Below are 20862 nucleotides of genomic sequence, written 5' to 3'. Positions count from 1 at the left end.
TGGCAACCTGTTTCTTTTTTATAGTGGTCCGTCCCGGACCGTCTCCTAGATATCAACTATAATTTTAAATAGTGTCTTCATTGGGAGAGATGTGATGAATGTTAGAAAAGAAATATTTACCATACTTTCCTTAGCCTTAGTATCTACTGGCACTTTTTCAGCCGGCAGTATATCTGTTGTCAATATGAATGTTTCCGGTCATTTGACTGAGTATAGTCATACGAAAGAGGCATATGAAAAATTATTCATGGATCTAAATAAAGGAAATATTGACTTTGTTGGAACAGAAGAAATGCTGCATGGAATTAACGAAGATTTTATCACCGCCTTAGAAGCGACTAGTTCTGCATCAAATGGTTTTGTAGATTTTCGCCCTATCGGTAGAGAACGAGGCGGCATATCTGGGCAAAGCCCCGATGAAATGGTATCAATATTTTACAACGCTAGCCGTTGGACACTTAAAGAGTATAACAAGCTAGAGGATAATCCTGTATTAAAGAACAATTGTAATGAATACACACTAAATATAGATGAAAAGACCACACAACCGTGCAAATTAGCTTTTGAAAAAGCATTTGATCCTAATAAAACTACGCGTTATCAATATACATTCCCTCTAAATTATGTTGACGATAATCATCGTAGTAGTTACTTCCCCGGTGATACAAAAAATGAATGGGGGCCATGGAATAGATTAGCGACCTTTGGTGTCTTCACCAGTACGCAGGCGAGTGGCATATCTCCCCAGACCACCGTGATAGTCATAGTTGCTCATTTTCCAAAAGGAAAAGAAGGTCAAGTTATCTATAAAAAAGTTGCATTTGAATCCATATACGACCATATAGTTAAACCATTAACTGCTGCTTATCCGGGGGCCGCGGTAATTTTTATGGGGGATTTAAATTACAATCCTAATCGAGATAAAAATTATTTTAACCTATTAGATTACATCAAAGGAAAATCTCTTTTTAAAGAGCCGTCCATTTGTGGTAATGACGATGATGTTATATGGACAATCGCCACTAATAACTTGACACAATCTCAGTGCCTTCAATATCCACAAGCCGAGAGTTTTAACACAACGGATCATGTAGTGACGCAATCAATATATAATTGGTGAGGCTTCGTGTAGATCCTAGAGTCTCTAGATTTTTCTAGAGACTCTAGGATTTTTATTGAAAATACATCTTTTTTAATATCTGGCTAAATTCATCAGAAAGTTAGCAAAGCATCTCTTAATTCCAACACGCTATTCGTATGATGGTGTCCCCTTTTAATTCCGAGAAAATCGCCTCGCATCATAGGTCAATAATTTGAAATAATCATAGGACATATAAAAATTACCTTTATCCCCCATCTTACTACCCCATGAATTTCGCAAAGTTAATAAACCTTTATGCTTATTCCCCAGATTATCAACAGCAACTGCATTATCATTATAACCAGTAATAATCATTGCATGTGCTGCGTCTGCATTTTGTACGCTGTATAAGATATCATTGGTCATTACCCAAGTATCTTTTGAGGTTTGATAGTTCCCAACAGCTCCAACAACACCAAGATCTATGCGCGGGAGTAAGACAGTAAAGACTACTCTATCTCCTGTATTCAGGGCTGTTTTAACTTCATCCAAGGTCCATGAAGAACTTATTCTCCAATAAATATTGGACCAATTCACGAGCTTGCCGAAAACTTTCTCACTCATTGGGTAATATTGTTCGGGATCTATAAACGAATTAGGATCATGCTTAGAGTATGTAGGATATTGATTGAAACCACCGCAACCAATAGATCGTTGCTTTTCCGTATTTACTACCCCATATTGTTCAATCTGGTTGATTACAGAAATAGCATAATTCCCATCCCAACCACTCTGCCCATATCCATGTTTTTCTAAATAACTGCCCAATTGGAGATGACAAAGCTGGCTAATATAATCTCCTTTACCTATGGCAGCATCAAGGGCACCAGTAATTGCAAATGTGATGCAGGTTCCATGTATGCCTTGATCGAGCACGGGTACATTATTCATATCCAGTTGTACTTGTTCTGCTTTTTCAGATGTTACAATTGCATAGGGAAATTGATGAATGGGATTTTTAGTTTCTTTTGCACGACTTGCCAAAAGCTCTTTAGCTTCATCAGAAAGCGTCACATGAAGCAATTGGATTATTTTTGTATCATTTTTATTATTAGCATCGCTCTGCATTAAAGAAAAAGAGCTATCTGGTTGCCCTATGAAATGCGGTATTGAACCAATAACAGCAACATCCTTAGCACTAGCTCCGTTACCTATCAATAACGTGAAAACAAATAAGTGCAATAATGGAGCTACAATTTTTTTTAGTTTCATAATTGTTAATATTAAAAAATAAGTGTTGCAATACTATCGTATAATGAGATGGAGACCCAGAAATTTAGCGTAATCTCACCTCATTTTTTATACTCGAGTGTTATGTTATTGTTTTAATGATAGGGGCCGTCCCGGAGCATTCCCCAGGGGATTACTATGAAAAAGATACGTATTCTTTTTTTTACATTGGGATTCATTTCTTTGGGATTAAATGCCGACCCCGTGCCTATCCCTGAGTTTTGCCTAAAAAATGTTGCTAACTTTGATTACGAATTACAGCAGAATGACTCTACTTCACGCACTATAAAAGGTTGGGGACCTACAAGAGCCCATTTGCAATTAAGTCCTGATAATATCAATTGTTTAAAGACCGCAGGATTAGATTGGCAAAGGCAGCGTATTCTTGCAGCTGCTGATTTTTGGATTAAAAAAAAATTAAATTACTGTCATCATTATCTTCCTAATTACGAAACTCCTATAGATAGAAGAGATGCTCAATCTAACCAGGGTGGATATTGTAGTGCAGCATTAAGTATTAAGCCCAATTCTGTTTATTATCAACAGCCAGCTCGTTGGAATTACAGTGGTAAAGGCACTGAAACGCTTGAAAACTGGGTTAACCATTCAATGTGGCATGGTATGGACTGTAGTAATTACACTACTTTTTTATATAATTTTGCTTTTGGATCATTATTTAGCAGCCAAGTTAACGCACAAGCTGGACAGGGATGCCATCAAGAGTATTTATCACCAAATCAACAAAAAAGGGGAATGGTATTAAATAGTTTACAAGCAGCAGGCCAATTAGTTTGTAGAGATAACTCGCTTGAAGTGAACCATTCTTGTAAAGATCACGGTGGTTACCTGTCTGTATTTGATAATAACGGAATGAAACATCCCGGTAGTATTACTAGCGCCGATTTGGCAGCATTACCCTTACAACCAGGTGATTTATTATTTATTGCTGCTTCACGTAAAGGCTCTCCAAAGCCCTTGTCTGTAACTCATGTTGTGATGTGGACTGGAAAGAAAGTAGGTTATGGTCCTAATGATATCCCCCCGGAACAAATTGCCCCTAACAGTTTATGTTCTAAAAGTTGGACACCACAGACTGGAGATTGGGTAATTACAGATAGTCATTATCAAGGACCAGATTATCGAATAATTACTCCATGTTTTTATTTAAATAATTTATGGGGAGTACGACGAATTATCCGCTGATTAAATATACTCAAGAAATGAGACTCATTATATCAATGGTAGAAAAATATGAGGTAGGGGTTGTTTGAGCTGCAAATGTGGTCTTCGGTGTTCATTTTTTTTATAAGTTCTAGTTTGCATAGGTTTTAATAAAGAATAAATGATATCGCTGGTGAGAAGGGCCTGTATTGCGACTTCGTCTCAATACAGGCTTGCTATATCTCTAACTCAAAGCCTGTATTTCTACCATAGAAGTACTTGTAATTCCCAAACGACTTGCCGCTGCATAAGAAAGATCTATAATTCGCGAGCTATAAAAGGGACCGCGATCATTAATACGAACTACTACTGTTCGTCCATTTTTTACATTCTTAACTCGTAGTCGAGTATTCAATGGAAGCGTAGGATGTGCCGCTGTCATCGCATGCATATTGTATCGCTCTCCGTTAGCTGTCTTACGATTATGGAAGCGGTGACCATAAAAAGAAGCTAGTCCTCGTGCTTTATATCCTTTTGCAGATTTAAGAGGCGTATATACTTTTCCCTTAACTTTATAAGAGGCCACATCAGGCTTTGTTTTCATACAAGCGCTTAAACTAAATAATAAAATTGTAATGATAAAATATTGTATGGTTTTAATGGTTAATCTCATATTTATTCCTTAAATACCAAATGAGCATGCAACATAGCATATTGATTAAAGTCTGGCGACGTTACTTCCAAATTAAAGTTTAGATCTTAGCTGGATGCACGCATTAGTGTGAAAAAATAGCTGGCGCCGGGCGAATAATCTTTGCGCTATCATACCATATCTAGGTTTTTTTATGTTGAAGAGAGATGATTATACCCAATGTATGTATAAAGGATGGGGGAGCTTGTAATAGAGGCGTGCTAATTAATGAATTTTTCTAGAGTTTCGAGTCAGTAATGATGATTGGTATCAATATGCATATTTTTTAATTGAGTACTCTCCACACCTTATTAACTTATGAAATAACCTGTGAGGAAACATTTGATCAATATTTTTCGTTCTAATGAATCAAAAGAAGTATATCACTGAGTTCACTGTTTATTTGATTGAAAATCTTGAAAATGGGGGATGAGCTTAATAAAAGTTTTTCGCTAATTAAATAGAGTGGTGATTTCTTATCTCGTTATTAAAATAGTGCAACCTATTAAAGCCATGTCAAGATATTAATCACCACAAATACTTATGGATTAGGTATAGCAAGCGCTACACCAAAATACGCTACTGAGAACCATATTTATACAGTGAATAAACTGACTTATAAGGCCCCTCTTAATTACCTGTTCCATGTATTATAATGTTTATAATCCCAGCATCTACCGTTATTACAATGCTTATGTACAACAACATGTTTACAGTGATTTCCGTAACAATTAGTAACATTTCTGTTCCAATTCCACGCCGCATAACTATTAGCCATAAATCCTGTAGCAATTAAAATGATTAAAGATTTTATAAAATTTGTTAACATTATGACTTTCCTTTGCATAGTTAATTTTATTTTAGTATAGACAATTACTGATCTTTTTGATCAATAATTGGCCTGTGTATTTGCATGAATATCGGATTTATTAGAAAAATTAGTATTAAGGTGTTACAAAGAAGGTAAAAAAAGCATTAGTACGTGCAGATATTAATGATTTTCGCTGGCATGTGCAAAATGGTACACCTTTATATGAGCTCTAATATACTCGTAATTGCTTATGCATCAGCGTATATAGTTTTATAATTAACACGATACTCAATTAATGACCTTTTTTGTATCAACATCTGCGCGTGTTGCAGCACAGGCTGAGTCCAGTCACCGAGTTGCGGGCCCTACATCCTAAGCCATAATACAAACCTTCGGGGACCTTCTCGTCAAATGCATTAACCTAATTTTGCAGCTATGGGGTCAGGCATTGAATCGTGAATTATTGATTAACAATTCACGATTCAATGCCTGACCATAGTGCGAGTCCCTATATAAAAGTAGGGTTGTTTGAGAGCAGCAAAGACCCAGAATTGACTGCTTGGCAATTGTTATAAGTACTATATGCAAATAATCCCAATCCTGTAAGGGCTGCGGCGATGCCAATTCTTGGTGATACTAGGCCACCTAATGTTGCAATTTTTAATGTTGTATTTTGTAGTAATATATCTTTGTCATCGATATCTTGCTGCCGTGGCACCTCTTTAAAAATCCATTTATGTTTGAGTGTAGATTGCACGGTATCAATTTCTTGATTGGGTTTAAATAAAATAGGTATTGATGATGTTTGGCCAGTGTATATCTGTTGATTTATTAAATAACGTTTTAAGGAAGGCATGTAACTTGCCAGGGCAAGTAGTTTTGACTGATGATTTATAATCAGTTGTCTCGGATTATAAGCTCGTTTTAAGAGGCCGATGATGATTTTTTCAACGGGTCGTTTCTCTGAAAGTTCAAAACTTAGAGCTGCATTGATCATTTTTCTTTTTATTGGAATTTCTTGAATTTCGGATAAAAGAGCAAAGATCGCAAAACGGTGGGGAAGATAAGCCTTTCTGTTATTCATGAGTTTGTTACAAAAAGTGGTGATCAAAGATTTTTTTTGAGTTTTGTAAATCACGCCCAAAGGAGATAGGCCCTTTTTATTTTTTATTGTGAGCTTTGCTCCGCGTACTAAGAATTTTATTAAGGTATTTTCATCTTTCACGGTTTCAATTGCTAAATGCAACGGTGTATCGCCTGCCGCATTTTGCTGATTGATTGTGGTCCTGTCAAAATGGCGCAGCAGAGTATCGACACGTTTTTTTCGATGATTACCTCTTTGTTTTGAGTTTTTTATTTCCAATAACAGCACCTCATGCAGCAGCGTGTTTCCATTTTTATCGGAGAGATGAGCAATAGGAGTCGCTATTTTTTTTCTTGCTATATCAAAAAGTTGAGTGTAGAGAATCTCTGCTCTTTTCTTAGAATAATAATAGGCATGACTTGTTTTGCCAAAAACGTTCATAATAGGTTCAGATTTTTCTTCACAAACTCCATCGACTCTCTTACTATTCCAATTCGCAGAAACAGCTGAAGCGACTAATCTTTCTTGCCGTATGTCAATCCAATTAGACGTGATGATGTGGCTGATGTGCAAAGGCGGCTTCGCAACATTCTCCAGTAGGATTCGAGCGTTTTTCATCCCCACTCCATTCGCATGGTCCAGGCAAACATCAATGGCATGAAGGATAGGTGGTATTTTACGCCCTCGTACAATTATTGCGCTTTTGTACTGATCAGGATCGTGACAGCGTACTTTTGTATCGGCAAGCACTACATCTGGAGAGTATTCTGAGCTCGAATAATCATCGGGTTTAAACGCATAGCAATTTCTTGTCGTATTGTCTTTAGAATAGAGAGGATCCTGAGAAGAAAAAGTCTCTTTGCTAAAATGATGTATAATTGGCTCTAAATTTTTCCCATTAGGGGATTGAATGTGTAACACCGCATTTCTTAAACTATTATCTGGCCACAAAACTGCCATGCTGCTAGCGACAAGCACAATATTAGGAGGCAGATTCTTCATGCTTTTAGCAAGTTCATTAATCAGCATTTTGTATTCTTTTAGGGAAAGAGGAGTATTTTTGGTATAAAAGCTGAATTCGTCGGTGATCACCTGGGTAAGGTTCCGCCCATTGTAGGCTTTTAATGCACATTGACCCATAACTTCAATTTGTTTAAGTATTCTAGTTACTCTATCCTTGTCTACACTATTATCGTTGCAAATAACTGTATGCGATTTCTTTTTTAAGTTTTTAGAGTTTCGATATTCACCGTTTTTCCCTTTATTTTCCCCGATCACCAAAATGTTATTAATGAAGAAACCCAATTTATCCATAATATTAGAAAGATATGTGGTTATTTATATTTAGCAATAACATAAAAATCGTCAGAGCACACTGATCTCATTGTTTTTATAGATATTTAATGAGGTATGCTTCTAAGCTCACTTAAGTAAGAGGGTTGAATTATTCTTTAGAGCGAGAGTACTTGGTAAAAAACCAAGTAGGCTACCCTTAAAAAAGCGAAAATTAGTACTATATAAGCATCATAAGATGCAAATAATGAGCATTTTTAGGGTGCTTTAAGATTCGTTTTGGTCACAATTTCTCTAAAAACCAAGCGCTCTTACATTAATGTGGTCATCTTAACTTATTGATTTAAAATGAAAGATTGGCGCGATCTGAGGGACTCGAACCCCAGACACCTTGGTTTTCGCTCATAATTTTTTTGTAGTTCAAGATTGCTCTACTGTTGTGTATTTTGGAGCATTTGGAGCAATATTTCCTTGTCAAGTTTTTCATGATTAGAAATGTAGACTTGTTTTTTATTATGTCTCTTTTCAAATAAAAGGTTGATTAAGCAGTTCTGAGTTTACCCGGATAGGTTTGAAAATCAGGAGCTTGCAACAATCTCTCGTTGGGTACTCTACGCCTTTGTTGGCAAAAAAAATACTTATTCAGTTCTACTATTGTATTTTAGTGTCTATGCGCGTACTATTTTTTGAGATAGCCGCATTCAATTCAATTTGCGATAATTCAATACTTATAAAATAAATGAGAAATTTAAAATGTCAGATAAATTACGTGGAAAAGTAAAATGGTTTAATGAGGGCAAAGGTTTTGGTTTCATTGAAAGTAATGGAAAAGATTATTTTGTGCACTTTAGCGCAATTCAATCGACTGGTTTTAAAACTCTTTCAGAAGGTACCGATGTTTTGTTTAATGCAGTAAAAGGACAAAAAGGGCCTCAGGCAGAGGATGTTGAAATCATTTAATATTTTGAGAACATCTTTACCGATGTTACTTAAAGAACATTCAGGGTAACCTACTTATTTGATGCAATCGAGTCTGTATTTGCTTTGGGGCGTTTCATAAGCAAATCTTGTTGCTAGCAAGCAAGTTGTTCTATTTAATTCATTTATTACAATTAAGAATTCATAGGTGTACCCCCCTATTTTCGGTAGCATACCTTCACATTGAATAAGACTCTTGCTAAATCCAATTTTCATTTGCAGTAAAGGCGATGGTTAGCCAACGTTTAGGCGTGTCTTCTCCAATAGCCAACGCAATTTCATTACGAATTTCATCTAAGGTTTCAATGCTTGAAATTGGAAAGTTCTTGGGTACTACTATATGTATTTCAATAAATTGCGCGCGTCCTATTTTTGCAACGTAGCTTGTATAAGTTTTGAAATTACGCAGTTTGGTAAGCTCATCTAAAAACTCTCTTATTTTTTCGTCAAGATCCAAGGGTGCCATGCGAAATATGTCTCGCATGGCATCACGGACCGCGGCCATAGGCACAAAAATCAAACAGGCAGTAAGAATCGCTAAAATAAGGGGGTCAATGTAGGGAGTAAAATATCCATAGACCCCACTATGCAACAAAGCTGCGATGCCAAATGCCACTAAGAGAGAAGAGGAAATCAATGCAGACATTAACCAGCTTTGTATGTCTAATCGCAAGAATTCGGAATTAATTTTTCGGTTTTTTTTCATCAAATAAAAATACATGCCAGTTGATAAAAAAAATACCAAAAGAGCAAACGCAAATGCCCAATCAAAATTAAGCTCATGCCCACCAGACATTAAACTGCCAATTGCATTTATCATTGCATAGGTACAAAGAAGTATGAGGATGCTACCATTCAAAACAAGTACCATAGGTTCGATATGCCAGTAACCATATTGAAATTTCCGATTCCCCTTTCTTGTTAAAAGACGGGCAACAAACAATGCCAGGATTGACATAATGGTATCAACTATATTAAACATACCGTCAAAGACGATAGCCAAGGAACCCGATAGTAGCCCAAATAAAATACCTACAACAGCTAAGAGAAAGGTAATAGCTATTGATATTTTAAGCGCTCGTCGTTCATGAAGATCCTCTTGTATTTTCATTTGAGTGATATCCTGAGATTAAATAATGTTTATCTGCTGTATATTATTGCTTCAATAGCTCCTAATATATGCATACAGCTTGTATTATTATGCCTTTCACATAATAACTTCTTCTTTTTTCCATTTGTTACGGTTAATTGTCGCAGTGTTTAGAAAAATCAATTTATTTTGCGCACATTAACTTTGCGTCCTTTTAATTTTCCACTTTGTAAATATTGGTACGTTCATCTGCTTGGCTGTGGTGGATGGTAACATATGAGTAAATGGCGGTAATGTTAATTTTGCCAATTGTGTTGCCTGCTAATCCTGCATCTTTGGTTAATGCCTCAAGTATGTCACCGGACATCGTGTTTTTGCCACAGAATTTTTTTTTCAATAATTCTCTTTTCTCGTTCAATAATACTGCAGTTCATTCTTTGTGAATAAAATGGTTTGATATATAGAGGTAAAATGCATAGGATAGTCTGTCTGCTGAGCAGAAGCTTTAATATATTAAAAACCAATATAAATTATCGATGACGTCCGCGTGAGGTGTATTTCTCTTGGGCCATAGTTACTTTTAATGGACGTCCTTCCAGCATTTTCCCATTCATATCTAAAGAGGATTGAGCTTCTTGTTGGGAGCTAAAAGTTATAAAGCCAAAACCTTTGATGTGGCCAGTAAAGCGATCTTTGATTAAAAGAAGCTCGTCTATTTTACCATATTTTGAAAATTCCTCTTGTAATGATTCTTCAGTGACTCCAAAGGGTAAGTTACCTACATAAATTTTATTTTGCTTCACTGTCGTTTTCTCCAAGTAACCACTACAACTACAAAGAGATATAGTGGTTAATCATATTAACTACTTAAATTAAAGAGCTATTATATTTTGTGCTTGAAGACCTTTTGCTCCTTGCGTCACAATGAATTGTACTCGCTGACCTTCTGTGAGGGTTTTGAAGCCAGAACTTAAAATTTCTTTAAAGTGAGCAAATACATCCGGCCCGGAATCTTGCTCAATAAAACCAAACCCTTTTGATTCGTTAAACCATTTAACGACTCCGTTTACTGTTTTAGACATAAGTAATCCTTATATTTATTATAATGCCTGCATAGGCGAATTTAGCCGGAAACCGGTCAGGAATTAAAAACTACAGAACGAGGGATTAAATGAATAAAACGACGATTTGGAGAGTATAAAATAGACATTTTCTAGCTGAGACTAGGTTACTACTCTTTAAGGTTAAAAGTCAATCTTATTTGTAGCATGTCAGTAGTTTAAAACTCTGAACCCACCTGTGTATGCTATAATAATAAGGGATTGTATAAGCATTTTATTTTCTTTTTTCTTTACTTAATCATATTATACCTTTCTTCTTTCGTACTTATCGTGCGCATATACACTTTCATATCGAGAAAAAAATGTTTACCTATACCGCAAAAATATATTTCGATGACATCGAAATTAAACGATCCTCTGGGAATAATTTAAACTCTCTTTTTATTTGGATGCTAAGCCAGCAAGATGGGGAATTTGGTAATTACAATGGTCAAATTACTAATAACAAAACACATCTGATTGAAAAAGAATTTCGAACCAGTTCCTATTAATGTGCAGCTCCTTTCATTTTTGTTCAGCTATGTTTTTGTTTGTAGATGACGCGTTCTTACATGAGTGAATTATTTAAGTATTAACTCTTTAACGGTAAAGGAATTATTCATCAACATATATGGGGAATTTTTGAGCGTTTTCTTTTACTGTGTTTATAAAAAATTGACGACCTTGTTTATCAGAGAAACTATTAATGCTAATTAATTTTTGGGTACATGATGTACAGAGGTGATAGCAAAGGAATTTTCCATTCTTAGCTCGAGATTTACCTGTTAAGGAAAAATCATTTTTAATTTCTAAACAATAATGACACGTTTGGTAGCTCATAGATATCCTATATAAATAGCTAATTGCTCCTAATGACTATGAGGTAATGAAAAGAAAATGCAGGATAAAAATGAATTTCCCTAGATAGGCAATAAGAAGATAATAGGGCATATAATTAAAAAATAACAGCGGATGATTATAACATTTAATTGGCTAATAAACTATATCATGAATATCAATAGGGACTATGCAGTGTTTCGTCACCGTAAATTGGCGTGAGACGGAGAGCTGACCAAAATGTTTTTTCTAATGCCTTTGCCCTTTATAAAAAGGAGGAAGAAGTGGGCTCGAAGTTATAATTGAGAAATTGAATGAGCCAGCAAATAAGCAACTAATAATTTGCAAGCGCTTTGTTGCATCTAGAACTGATTCATTTTTATTTGGTGTAACAAAAATACCTTCAGGGTAATAGCATTTGGCAAGACCTTCAATTTGATATTCACCCTCAGCCAATACTTTTAAGAAGAATCATCTAGTAATTGATTGGCATATTGGGGTTTGTCAATATAATAAGGTTTTGTGGGAGCTTCAAATGCTAGTTTGAATTTGGATTTTGTTGAGTTAAGTAGTATGTTAAAAATAATTTGATTAATGCATTAAAACTTGAATAAAATGACCTGAAGGAATATGAACGGCTAAGTGAGTATGGATACCAATCTTCAAAGCCTGGCAACGCTACCTAAAGAACAAGTACTGTCAAAGCTTGAAACCTCTGAAAAGGGGCTTTCTATCGATGAAGTTAAACAGAGACAAAAAGTTTTTGGAAAAAATACAATTATTGCTAAAAAGCGTCGGGGTGTTTTTTTTGAAGCCATATCCCATGCTGCCAATCCATTAGTTGCGATACTCATTATTGCAGCATTAATATCGGGTCTTACTGGAAATTTAGTCAGTGCCATCATTATAAATACTATTATTTTCATCAGCATAGTTTTAGATTATTTTCAAAGTCACAAAGCCCTAGTCGCGGTTAAAAAGTTACAAGAGCAAATAGCTGCAACAGCTACCGTGTTACGAAATAATAACTGGATTGAAGTTCTATGCGATGACCTAGTACCTGGTGATATTATTCGACTATCAGCTGGAGACATGATTCCGGCTGATTGTATATTACTAACCAGTAAAGATGTCCATGTACAGCAATCTGCTCTTACAGGTGAATCCTTACCAGTAGAGAAAGAAGCAGTAGTCATTAAACAAGTTTCCAATAACATGCCGGAAGCCATTAATTGTGTCTTTTCAGGCTCATCCATTATTAGTGGCAAAGCAACTGCAGTAGTAGTTGCTACTGGACACGATACCTTGTTCGGCAATATAGCAGAAAGTCTGTCAAAAGCACCATCGCGCACGGAATTTGAGAAAGGCATAATCCGTTTCGGCACTTTCATTATGAAAGTGATTTTTTTACTGGTCATATTTGTCCTTGCTTTTAATATCTATCTACATCGTCCTTTATTGGAATCCATTTTATTCGCTATTGCTTTAGCTGTTGGACTTACTCCTGAATTATTGCCAATGATCACTACGGTTACGTTGGCAGCAGGTGCGGTCCATATGGCTAAAAAAAATGTTATCGTCAAAAATTTATCTGCAATTCAAAATTTTGGCAGTATTGATATTCTATGCAGTGACAAGACTGGAACCTTAACTAGCGGTGAAATGACACTGGATAAGGTAATTGATTCTGTTGGCAATAATTCAGAATATGTCATGCTGTTTGGTTATCTGACAAGCTTATTTGGAACAGAAATTTCCAATCCCTTCAATTCAGCCGTTTTAAAAAAGGCTAACCTTAACCCATTAGATATAGCGATTCTTAAACACAATCATCCAGATGTACAATCTTATAACAAAATAGATGAAATCCCATTTGATTTTGTTCGTCGTCGCTCAAGTGTTGTTGTGGATAAAAGTGGAGAGCATGTTCTCATAGCAAAAGGAGCCCCAGAACACATCTTTAAAATCTGTACCCATTTTGATGATAATGGTGACAGCAAACTAATTGATGATCCGGGTCGTAATACTATTAATAGCATCTTTGAATCTTTAAGCGGGCAGGGATATCGAGTCTTAGCAGTTGCCTACCGCAAAATCATCCCGCAACCAAGTTATAAGGTTTGTGATGAAAAGGATATGGTATTGTTAGGATTTTTAGCCTTCAATGATCCTCCCTTAGCCGATGCCAGCGAACTTATTAAAAAATTAAAATTTGAAGGCGTCTCCGTCAAAATTTTAACCGGAGACAATGACCTGGTTGCGCGACATGTTTGTGAACAAGTGGGATTGGATGCTAGTAATATTATTATTGGGGATAATTTAGAGCACATCGATGATCAAGCTTTAGCTCAAATAGCAGAGCGCACAAGCGTTTTTGCACGCGTAGCTCCAGCCCAAAAGTTGCGCATAATTACTGCTTTGAGGACGCGCGGACATGTAGTTGGTTATATTGGGGATGGCATTAATGATGCCCCCTCATTACATAGTGCAGATGTTGGTATTTCCGTGGCAAATGCAGTGGATATTGCGCGTGAAGCCGCGGATATTATTTTATTAAAACGCCATTTGCAAGTATTGCTAAATGGCATACTTGAAGGACGTAAGTCCTTTGGTAATGTTATGAAATACCTTATGATGGGAACCAGCTCTAATTTTGGTAATATGCTAAGTATGACTGGGGCTGTTTTGTTCATCCCTTTTTTACCCATGTTACCTACCCAAATATTATTAAATAATCTCCTGTATGATATATCTCAAGTCTCAATTCCAACTGATAATGTGGATAGTAGTTTTATTCGAAAACCAAGACATTGGGATATTGATATTATTCGAAAGTTTATGATTTATATTGGTCCGATAAGTTCTATTTTTGATTTTTTAACCTTCTATGTCATGTTACGTGTTTTTGCTGCGACTGAACCTCTTTTTCAGACTGGATGGTTTGTAGAGTCTTTAGCAACGCAAACTCTGGTCATTTTTGTTATAAGGACTGCCAAAAACCCTTGGAAGAGTAAGCCAAGTTTGCCACTCATGTTTACAGTATTTACCATAGTAGCTATTGGCATATTATTGCCTTTTAGTCCTTTAGCTAAGTTTTGGAGTTTTGTTCCACTACCTCCAGCCTATTTTGTATTCCTTACTGCGGCAACAATAGCCTATTTATTTTTAGTTGAAATACTTAAAAATAAATTAATGTGGCATTGGTTAAAAAAATAAGGTGGTGCTGTAGCAATTTAGACATATCACATTACACTCCAAGATAGACATTAATTGACTTTATATAAGATAACGCGATGCTCAACTTCTCACGGAACCATACGGGTCCGGGCTCTTGGGCGAGCCAGAGCCCGGTTTTTAAACTATTCCAAGGCACAAATTGCAAGGTAAGCGCTTAAATACCCCCATTCTTCTCAGGAATTATCAGGTTAGGAATACGTTATAGCCTCTAGATAATTAATTATTGTCTCATTCAAGTTCACCATTAAGCAGTGAGCGTCAATTTGAGTGAGACTGCATCATGGTAGCCTTCATTAATGCCCGTGATAATATTCTGGGAGGTCAGGATATCAATCGGTTCCTTTCTATAAAAAGCATGAGCATAACCGCAATCAACAGTGAGATAATTCATCAATTGATATCCTATGGAAAAACCAGTAATCAAACTATCGCCTGGGCCTATTTGAAATCTCCCATTCGAGGGCGACTGATTATATGTTCCCGCTACTCGGAAAACCCACTTTGGTGAAACTTGATAAATTGTCCCGAGGGTTAGAAGCCAACTGTTGTGAAAGTGATAATTAATGAGCGCGCGGGGGACAATAAAGACCTGCGAGCTGGCCTTCGTGGCAAAATTATGCACAGAGACCTCTTTAAAGATATTCCATTGAAGGTATTGAACAGTTCCTAAAAAGCCTAATTTTTCATTGACAAAATGGCTTAGTGTCATGACACTTCTTGCTGGTGTCCAGTATTTAAAATGATAATCATTCGAAGAAATACTCTGCGAACCAGTTATCGTACTACTACCCTGTAAATTATAAGTTACTGCACTGCGGTAATTAACCCCCAAAGCTGTTCTTTTACCTGGTTTAATCAGTATCCCGAAATCACCGCCCAAACTGTTTGCTTTACTGTCATTTAAGCTATTGCTTTCAGGAATATTCAAACGGGGAATACCGGCAGCAATAGGCTCCTGAATGAGATGTGCATAGGTAAAATTAAGGTTTCCTCCTATGGAAAGAAATTGATTGATTTTAATGCCAAGCGCGGGAATAAAATCAATATTATTCGTTTGATTGCGTGCAAGGAAATAGCGAAGAATGGGTTGGTTATCCAACTCGCGATTAAAATCGTTTGCAACGACAGCAAAACCCGCCACGAATTTTTCATTTATAGGGATGCTAAGATACATGGAAGGCAAGAAAAAATTGGATTTAGTGGTGGTTGAGCCTGACTCGGTACCCTCAAAAGGTATTTTTTGTGTACTTCCGCTAAATTCAAATTGCGCTCTTGCCAGGGTGCCCAGAAGGATAAACTGTTGATGAGGTGAAATAGTTAATGCCGCAGGATTAAAGTAAACGGCTGTTGCATCCTTCACTACAGCAGTTCCAATTGTTTGCTCAATAAAAGAGGCATGTAATGTCGAGCATAATAATAAAAAAATTATGGGCACGTATTTTCTGAAATTAATTAAGTTTGCCATGAACATTGAGGCGAGAAGGATAATATTCTTTAATTTGTACGAGTATTTTTTCGTATAGTCAAGGTTAGGTTAACGACGATAGGATCTCATTCATATTATTCAATATAACTCAACGTTAACCGGTTCTGTCGAAAATTTAATACCAAGTTCAAGGCAGCCTTATTTAGGGCGTGTTTATTGAGATAATTGTCACATATAGACTTCATGTACAAAGCAAAATTGGTAGTTCTGGCAAATATCTTAATAAAAAATCCATCTTTTTGTTTATGCATCAGTACAGCGCACCAGAAGCACTGGTGTTGTAGCAATTCGAACAACATTCTCCGCCACGCTACCCAGAAAGAGACGACTAAAGCCACGTCGACCGTGCGTGCCTATAATTAATAAATCAGCAGGCCATTCTTTTGCTGCGTCAACAATTACCTCAGCTACTCTTCCCTGAAATGGCTTTAATTCCAAGATGGATGTTTCAGGTTTGATAGATGATTGATTGGCTATCCTTTGTGCAGCATTATCTAATATCTTTTGTCCATCTTCTCTACACCCAGCAATAATTGAAAGATAGTCAAAAGAAGGTCCGCCATAATGAACAAAGCTTTCATCAACAACATGGATAATCCGCACATTAGCGCTCTGATCTTTCGTTAGTTTAATTACTTCATCCACTATAGAGTCAGATATCTTACTTCCATCAAGTGCTAGCATAATATTCTTATACATTATAATGGCTCCTTTGCTCGTATTAACCTCAGAGAGATTGTAGTGCACTAGTTCTATCTAAATGAATAATGCTGTCAAATTGATAGGGTAAATGTGTAAAAAAATAATGACTAAGACGCTCTGTTTCTGGCCGATAAATCACGCCAATCGCTCTTTGTAATCGTGGAATTTTAAGAAAATGATCCAATTCATCATTACCAATTAGATTTAAAATAAAATTTTTATAACGAACAAGATGAAATAACTCTTCATAGCTACCAGGAAGCCCTGGAACAATTTTTTTGCTTTGGGCTGGTTCATCCCAGTCCGAAGCAGCAGTAACAAAACCATCATAGGTTGAAAAACCAATCGAATAAGTATCAGTATGCTGTTCCCGTACCAGTTGCCCAATATTAACCTCACCTCTTGCTCCCATTTCTGTAGCACGGGCATCACCTAAATGTGAATTATGAGCCCAAATAACAATCTTAGCTGGCTTATTAAAACGATGTTCTAAATGGTCAGTAATGACATTAAGCGTTTCAACCATATGTTTATCGCGAATATTCCATGATGTGATATGCCCTTCAAACATGGAGCGATAATAGGCCTCCGCATTTTTAACTAAGCGCGCATTTTGTGCTGCGAAAAAATAATCATCTTCTGCACTTTTATCTTTATCATGCAGGAATTTAAAGGCATTATGTTGTAACTCATAAAGTGTTTCTAATACCTCGACGATACATGATTTTTTTATTCTGGTATTGGTTAGATAGCCATACATTTGGGGATCAACATTCAGATGGTCAAAACAGGCATAACGTTTTTTGGCCTGTTCAGCAGCATTGGGGTCAACCTTTGTTAAATAATTAATAACCGCTTGCATGGATGCATTAATGCTGTATAAATCAAGACCATAAAATCCAACTTTATTTACAGTCGTTGGCAAATCATTGTATTCACGTAACCACTTGAGAAAGGGAGGCATGGTGGTATTGCGCCACATCCAGGTTGGAAACCGTTTAAAATCATCCAAAGCACTCTTATTGTCATCCACATCACTTCGACCTTGTATGTACCGATGTACACGATGAGCATCAGGCCAATCCCCCTCTATAGCTACAGCCATAAACCCCTTTTTTTGGATAAGTTGTTGGGTTATTTCGATACGAGTCTGATAAAATTCATGTGTTCCATGCGATGCCTCACCTATCATAACAAAACGGGCATCACCAATTCGTTCCATCAGTAATGAATAATCAGTTGGCTTTTCTAGGGATATTGCTGCCTCATTAATTACATCAATGAGCTTAAGCTGCGCATCGATATTCATAAAAAGTCTCCTTTCCCACTATTGAGTTCTGGAAAGAACATTAAAGTTGCTTTAAGTATCTAACAAACCAATTTTTTGCAAGTTCTGCAGCCATATCAAGAGTTCCAGGTTCTTCAAACAAGTGGGTTGCGCCTGGAACAATTTCCATTTCCTTGATGCAATTTAATTGTGACATTGCTTCTTTATTCATTTGAATCACAACATCATCATAACCTCCGACTATAAGTAAAGTAGAAGCCTGGACGCGAGCTAAAGCATCTCCAGCTAAGTCAGGTCTCCCACCTCGTGAGACTATGGCATAAACCAAATCTGGTTTAAGTGCTGCAGCAACCAAAGCTGCACCTCCACCGGTACTTGCTCCAAAATAGCCTATAGGTAAAGAACTAAGTGGCTCTTGCCCCAAACACCATTGAGTTGCATCAATTAATCGTGATGCTAAAAACTCGATATCAAAACGAAATTGACGTGTACGGCTATCAATAGCATCCTCATCTGGAGTGAATAAATCAAATAACAAAGTAGAAAGTTTGGCATTGTTTAAAATTTTTGCGACATATTGATTGCGTATGCTAAATCGACTACTGCCACTTCCATGTACAAATAGTACTAGTCCGCGTGTTTCCTCTGGAATATATAATATTCCATTGAGGATGGCATTACCGCTTGGAATGGTGATGTCGTGCGTTGCCTTTAAAGTAAAATGAGACATGATTCACCTAGATGAAGAATGTATTGAATGTGATTTTTTTAATAATTCAATCACCTCATTATCAGAGGTTTGCGGAAAATTTTCATACCATAAACCTACTGCATAAAAATCAATTGGTTTTAGTGGACAAACGATTTTATCAACTAAAGGAGCCATTTCTTCACAAGTTGAATAAGCGGCAACAGGAACGGCAATAATAATAGATGTTGGTTGATGATTACGGATTGCCTCTATTGCTGCCATCATGGTAGCGCCTGTGGCAATTCCATCATCTACTAATATAACTATTTTTCCTTTGAGATTTGGAAAGGGAGTATTACCTCGATATAACAGCTCTCGACGCTGTAATTCCTCTCGTTCTTTTTCTATTACATCCTGTAGTGATAAGTGATTGAGGTTTAATTGACTCATCAACGGCTCATTAAAAAAGACCGTACCCCCTGAAGCAATGGCTCCCATAGCAAGTTCCTCATGACCTGGAAGTCCTAATTTACGAACAATAAAGACTTCAAGTGGGGCTGATAATGCATTGGCAATCTCATAGGCTACAGGTACTCCTCCCCTTGGCAAAGCCAAAATAATAACGTCCGGTTTATTTGCAAAATCTTTAAGGTATTTTGCTAGAATAACGCCCGCTTCAAATCGATTGATGAACTTATCCATTTTTCACCTTTGATAACACGTTATTTAAATTTAAAGCAATTATAGATTATTTTAGTCCAATTTATAGCCAATGGCATTAGCTTTTAGCTTGTTACTGTTAATGCATTAAATTGATTTGATTTTTTTTAATATATTTTTTTGCCTGATTTTTTCAAAAAAATTATGTTGACTTGACAAGACGATTTTATGTAGAAAAATTTAAAGGCTGTATCAAAAAATCTATAATTCAGCTATGGAAAATATGAGCGTTCTATCTTTTTGCCATCAACGGTGAATATTGATAAAGCAAAAGCGACGTTCAAAAAAGGGATGCTTGAGGTTGTTACAAATCTGCTACACCTGGGTTTTTTGGGGTTTTCGTCTCAATCTCAACAAGAATACATTGATTTTTTTAGACAAAATTGAAAATAAGTTATTTTCTGCCAAAAGTTAGTGTGGAAATAGTTGTGCCTTTACTGAGTTAATATATAGTTGATCTATAATCCCTGTAATTAAAGAAGCCGGTCCAAGGGCGACACTAGATTTTGGGCCAACACATTCAGCATAAAAATGAACTGCATTTTTAGCAGCAATGAATCGGTCCTTTTCAACAGCACTAAAAACACTAATGATTGCCGAAAGCAAATTTCCTATTCCAGCTACTTTTTGCACGGTGTCTGAATCAAAATTAAATTGATTCATTTGGTGAGAATCAATGACCCTGTGTTTATTCCCACTAACTACCACGGCTACATTATGTTTTATTGATAATGATTTTGCGTGTTCAATAATTATATTCTGCGCAATCATGTGATTGTTATTTTGTATTACTAATTCTCCTGTCAATAAGCTAGCAATTTCATTGGGGTAGCCACGTATAATAGAAATTCGATGATTTTTTATCATATTGATAGCTGTGTCGGTTCTGTATTGGCTTGCACCTGCTCCGACAGGATCTAAAATAATAGGTAGGTTAATATCATTTGCTATTTTGCATATATGGTTGCTCAGTTTAATAAATGCATTATCTAATTTTCCTAGATTGATCACCACAGATTTACATATCCCTAGTAGTTCTTTAACTTCTTGTTCTGCATTACACATTAAAGGAAATCCACCAACACTGCGAATTCCACTAGCCACGTAACCCATAGGAAAATAATTGGTAATAGTTAAGACATAAGGTTTTTGCTCTTTAATTTTTTTTAAAATTTCAATTACTTCCGGTGTCATAAAAATTCCATTTCAAATTATTGTGCAATTAAAATGACTTTATCGCACTTTTCAAATGAGCACTACTTATTCATGGATAATTCTTACTTGCAAAATTCAACATACTAATGCACCATGTTTGCCTTATT

General features: G+C 36.3%; 17 protein-coding genes and 1 pseudogene. 5 read left to right on the top strand and 13 right to left on the bottom strand.

What is annotated here, in order from left to right; all coding sequences use genetic code 11:
- Positions 1 to 94: 94 nt before the first annotated feature.
- Positions 95 to 1120: a hypothetical protein gene (locus Lste_RS11185; RefSeq protein WP_058511010.1), complete on the top strand. Its 1026-nt coding sequence runs from the start codon at positions 95 to 97 to the stop codon at positions 1118 to 1120.
- Positions 1121 to 1273: 153 nt separating this feature from the next.
- Here the strand turns inward: Lste_RS11185 and Lste_RS11180 are convergent, their stop codons facing one another.
- Positions 1274 to 2353 carry a C1 family peptidase gene (locus Lste_RS11180; RefSeq protein WP_058511009.1) on the bottom strand — a complete coding sequence of 360 codons (1080 nt, stop codon included), beginning with the start codon at positions 2351 to 2353 and terminating at the stop codon, positions 1274 to 1276.
- A 156-nt stretch (positions 2354 to 2509) separates the two neighbouring features.
- On the opposite strand from Lste_RS11180, the gene Lste_RS11175 reads away from it, so the two are divergent.
- Positions 2510 to 3574 (top strand): hypothetical protein, encoded by a 1065-nt coding sequence (locus Lste_RS11175; protein WP_058511008.1) that lies wholly within the window; start codon positions 2510 to 2512, stop codon positions 3572 to 3574.
- A gap of 202 nt (positions 3575 to 3776) precedes the next feature.
- Here the strand turns inward: Lste_RS11175 and Lste_RS11170 are convergent, their stop codons facing one another.
- On the bottom strand, positions 3777 to 4205 hold the full coding sequence (locus Lste_RS11170; protein ID WP_058511007.1) for a septal ring lytic transglycosylase RlpA family protein: 429 nt from the start codon (positions 4203 to 4205) through the stop codon (positions 3777 to 3779).
- 1337 nt (positions 4206 to 5542) lie between these two features.
- The gene (locus Lste_RS11165; protein ID WP_193393403.1) at positions 5543 to 7147 is read right to left on the bottom strand and encodes an ankyrin repeat domain-containing protein; all 1605 of its coding nucleotides are present in this window, start codon (positions 7145 to 7147) and stop codon (positions 5543 to 5545) included.
- Positions 7148 to 8164: 1017 nt separating this feature from the next.
- Here Lste_RS11165 and Lste_RS11160 point away from each other — a divergent pair.
- Positions 8165 to 8371, top strand: coding sequence for a cold-shock protein (locus Lste_RS11160; protein WP_058511005.1), 207 nt, complete (start codon positions 8165 to 8167; stop codon positions 8369 to 8371).
- Between the two features lie 217 nt (positions 8372 to 8588).
- Here the strand turns inward: Lste_RS11160 and Lste_RS11155 are convergent, their stop codons facing one another.
- From Lste_RS11155 to Lste_RS11140, 4 genes and pseudogenes are all read right to left on the bottom strand, one after another.
- Complete coding sequence (locus Lste_RS11155; RefSeq protein WP_058511004.1) at positions 8589 to 9500, bottom strand: cation diffusion facilitator family transporter; 912 nt, start codon at positions 9498 to 9500, stop codon at positions 8589 to 8591.
- Between the two features lie 158 nt (positions 9501 to 9658).
- A pseudogene (locus Lste_RS11150) lies at positions 9659 to 9840 on the bottom strand (DbpA RNA binding domain-containing protein); the annotation flags it as partial.
- Between the two features lie 169 nt (positions 9841 to 10009).
- A complete protein-coding gene (locus Lste_RS11145; protein ID WP_058511002.1) occupies positions 10010 to 10282 on the bottom strand; it encodes an RNA recognition motif domain-containing protein in 273 nt (90 codons plus the stop codon).
- A 69-nt stretch (positions 10283 to 10351) separates the two neighbouring features.
- On the bottom strand, positions 10352 to 10561 hold the full coding sequence (locus tag Lste_RS11140) for a cold-shock protein (protein WP_058498931.1): 210 nt from the start codon (positions 10559 to 10561) through the stop codon (positions 10352 to 10354).
- A 341-nt stretch (positions 10562 to 10902) separates the two neighbouring features.
- Between Lste_RS11140 and Lste_RS11135 the strand changes: the two genes are divergently transcribed.
- Together Lste_RS11135 and mgtA are read left to right on the top strand one after the other, a co-directional pair.
- Positions 10903 to 11091 carry a hypothetical protein gene (locus tag Lste_RS11135; protein ID WP_058511001.1) on the top strand — a complete coding sequence of 63 codons (189 nt, stop codon included), beginning with the start codon at positions 10903 to 10905 and terminating at the stop codon, positions 11089 to 11091.
- Positions 11092 to 12064: 973 nt separating this feature from the next.
- Positions 12065 to 14632, top strand: a complete 2568-nt coding sequence (gene mgtA / locus Lste_RS11120) for a magnesium-translocating P-type ATPase (protein WP_058510998.1) — start codon at positions 12065 to 12067, stop codon at positions 14630 to 14632.
- A 265-nt stretch (positions 14633 to 14897) separates the two neighbouring features.
- Here the strand turns inward: mgtA and Lste_RS11115 are convergent, their stop codons facing one another.
- From Lste_RS11115 to thiM, 6 genes are all read right to left on the bottom strand, one after another.
- Positions 14898 to 16088, bottom strand: a complete 1191-nt coding sequence (locus Lste_RS11115) for an OmpP1/FadL family transporter (protein ID WP_237760468.1) — start codon at positions 16086 to 16088, stop codon at positions 14898 to 14900.
- A 294-nt stretch (positions 16089 to 16382) separates the two neighbouring features.
- Positions 16383 to 16838 carry a universal stress protein gene (locus Lste_RS11110; RefSeq protein WP_058510996.1) on the bottom strand — a complete coding sequence of 152 codons (456 nt, stop codon included), beginning with the start codon at positions 16836 to 16838 and terminating at the stop codon, positions 16383 to 16385.
- Positions 16839 to 16866: 28 nt separating this feature from the next.
- Positions 16867 to 18150 (bottom strand): erythromycin esterase family protein, encoded by a 1284-nt coding sequence (locus Lste_RS11105; protein ID WP_058510995.1) that lies wholly within the window; start codon positions 18148 to 18150, stop codon positions 16867 to 16869.
- 40 nt (positions 18151 to 18190) lie between these two features.
- Positions 18191 to 18859: a dienelactone hydrolase family protein gene (locus Lste_RS11100; RefSeq protein ID WP_058510994.1), complete on the bottom strand. Its 669-nt coding sequence runs from the start codon at positions 18857 to 18859 to the stop codon at positions 18191 to 18193.
- Positions 18860 to 18862: 3 nt separating this feature from the next.
- Positions 18863 to 19522: a phosphoribosyltransferase gene (locus Lste_RS11095; protein ID WP_058510993.1), complete on the bottom strand. Its 660-nt coding sequence runs from the start codon at positions 19520 to 19522 to the stop codon at positions 18863 to 18865.
- Between the two features lie 429 nt (positions 19523 to 19951).
- Positions 19952 to 20734, bottom strand: coding sequence for a hydroxyethylthiazole kinase (gene thiM, locus Lste_RS11090; RefSeq protein WP_058510992.1), 783 nt, complete (start codon positions 20732 to 20734; stop codon positions 19952 to 19954).
- Positions 20735 to 20862 lie beyond the last annotated feature (128 nt).

It is taken from the genome of Legionella steelei (assembly GCF_001468005.1).
Classification (GTDB): Bacteria; Pseudomonadota; Gammaproteobacteria; order Legionellales; family Legionellaceae; genus Legionella; species Legionella steelei.
This window is presented reverse-complemented; position numbering and strand designations above follow the sequence as displayed.

Excerpts from the sequence above, each read along its gene's own strand:
- Lste_RS11185 (WP_058511010.1), top strand. The coding sequence starts at position 95 with ATGAATGTTAGAAAAGAAATATTTACCATACTTTCCTTAGCCTTAGTA.
- Lste_RS11180 (WP_058511009.1), bottom strand. The coding sequence starts at position 2,353 with ATGAAACTAAAAAAAATTGTAGCTCCATTATTGCACTTATTTGTTTTC.
- Lste_RS11175 (WP_058511008.1), top strand. The coding sequence starts at position 2,510 with ATGAAAAAGATACGTATTCTTTTTTTTACATTGGGATTCATTTCTTTG.
- Lste_RS11170 (WP_058511007.1), bottom strand. The coding sequence starts at position 4,205 with ATGAGATTAACCATTAAAACCATACAATATTTTATCATTACAATTTTA.
- Lste_RS11165 (WP_193393403.1), bottom strand. The coding sequence starts at position 7,147 with ATGCTGATTAATGAACTTGCTAAAAGCATGAAGAATCTGCCTCCTAAT.
- Lste_RS11160 (WP_058511005.1), top strand. The coding sequence starts at position 8,165 with ATGTCAGATAAATTACGTGGAAAAGTAAAATGGTTTAATGAGGGCAAA.
- Lste_RS11155 (WP_058511004.1), bottom strand. The coding sequence starts at position 9,500 with ATGAAAATACAAGAGGATCTTCATGAACGACGAGCGCTTAAAATATCA.
- Lste_RS11140 (WP_058498931.1), bottom strand. The coding sequence starts at position 10,561 with ATGTCTAAAACAGTAAACGGAGTCGTTAAATGGTTTAACGAATCAAAA.
- Lste_RS11135 (WP_058511001.1), top strand. The coding sequence starts at position 10,903 with ATGTTTACCTATACCGCAAAAATATATTTCGATGACATCGAAATTAAA.
- mgtA (WP_058510998.1), top strand. The coding sequence starts at position 12,065 with ATGGATACCAATCTTCAAAGCCTGGCAACGCTACCTAAAGAACAAGTA.
- Lste_RS11110 (WP_058510996.1), bottom strand. The coding sequence starts at position 16,838 with ATGTATAAGAATATTATGCTAGCACTTGATGGAAGTAAGATATCTGAC.
- Lste_RS11105 (WP_058510995.1), bottom strand. The coding sequence starts at position 18,150 with ATGAATATCGATGCGCAGCTTAAGCTCATTGATGTAATTAATGAGGCA.
- Lste_RS11100 (WP_058510994.1), bottom strand. The coding sequence starts at position 18,859 with ATGTCTCATTTTACTTTAAAGGCAACGCACGACATCACCATTCCAAGC.
- Lste_RS11095 (WP_058510993.1), bottom strand. The coding sequence starts at position 19,522 with ATGGATAAGTTCATCAATCGATTTGAAGCGGGCGTTATTCTAGCAAAA.
- thiM (WP_058510992.1), bottom strand. The coding sequence starts at position 20,734 with ATGACACCGGAAGTAATTGAAATTTTAAAAAAAATTAAAGAGCAAAAA.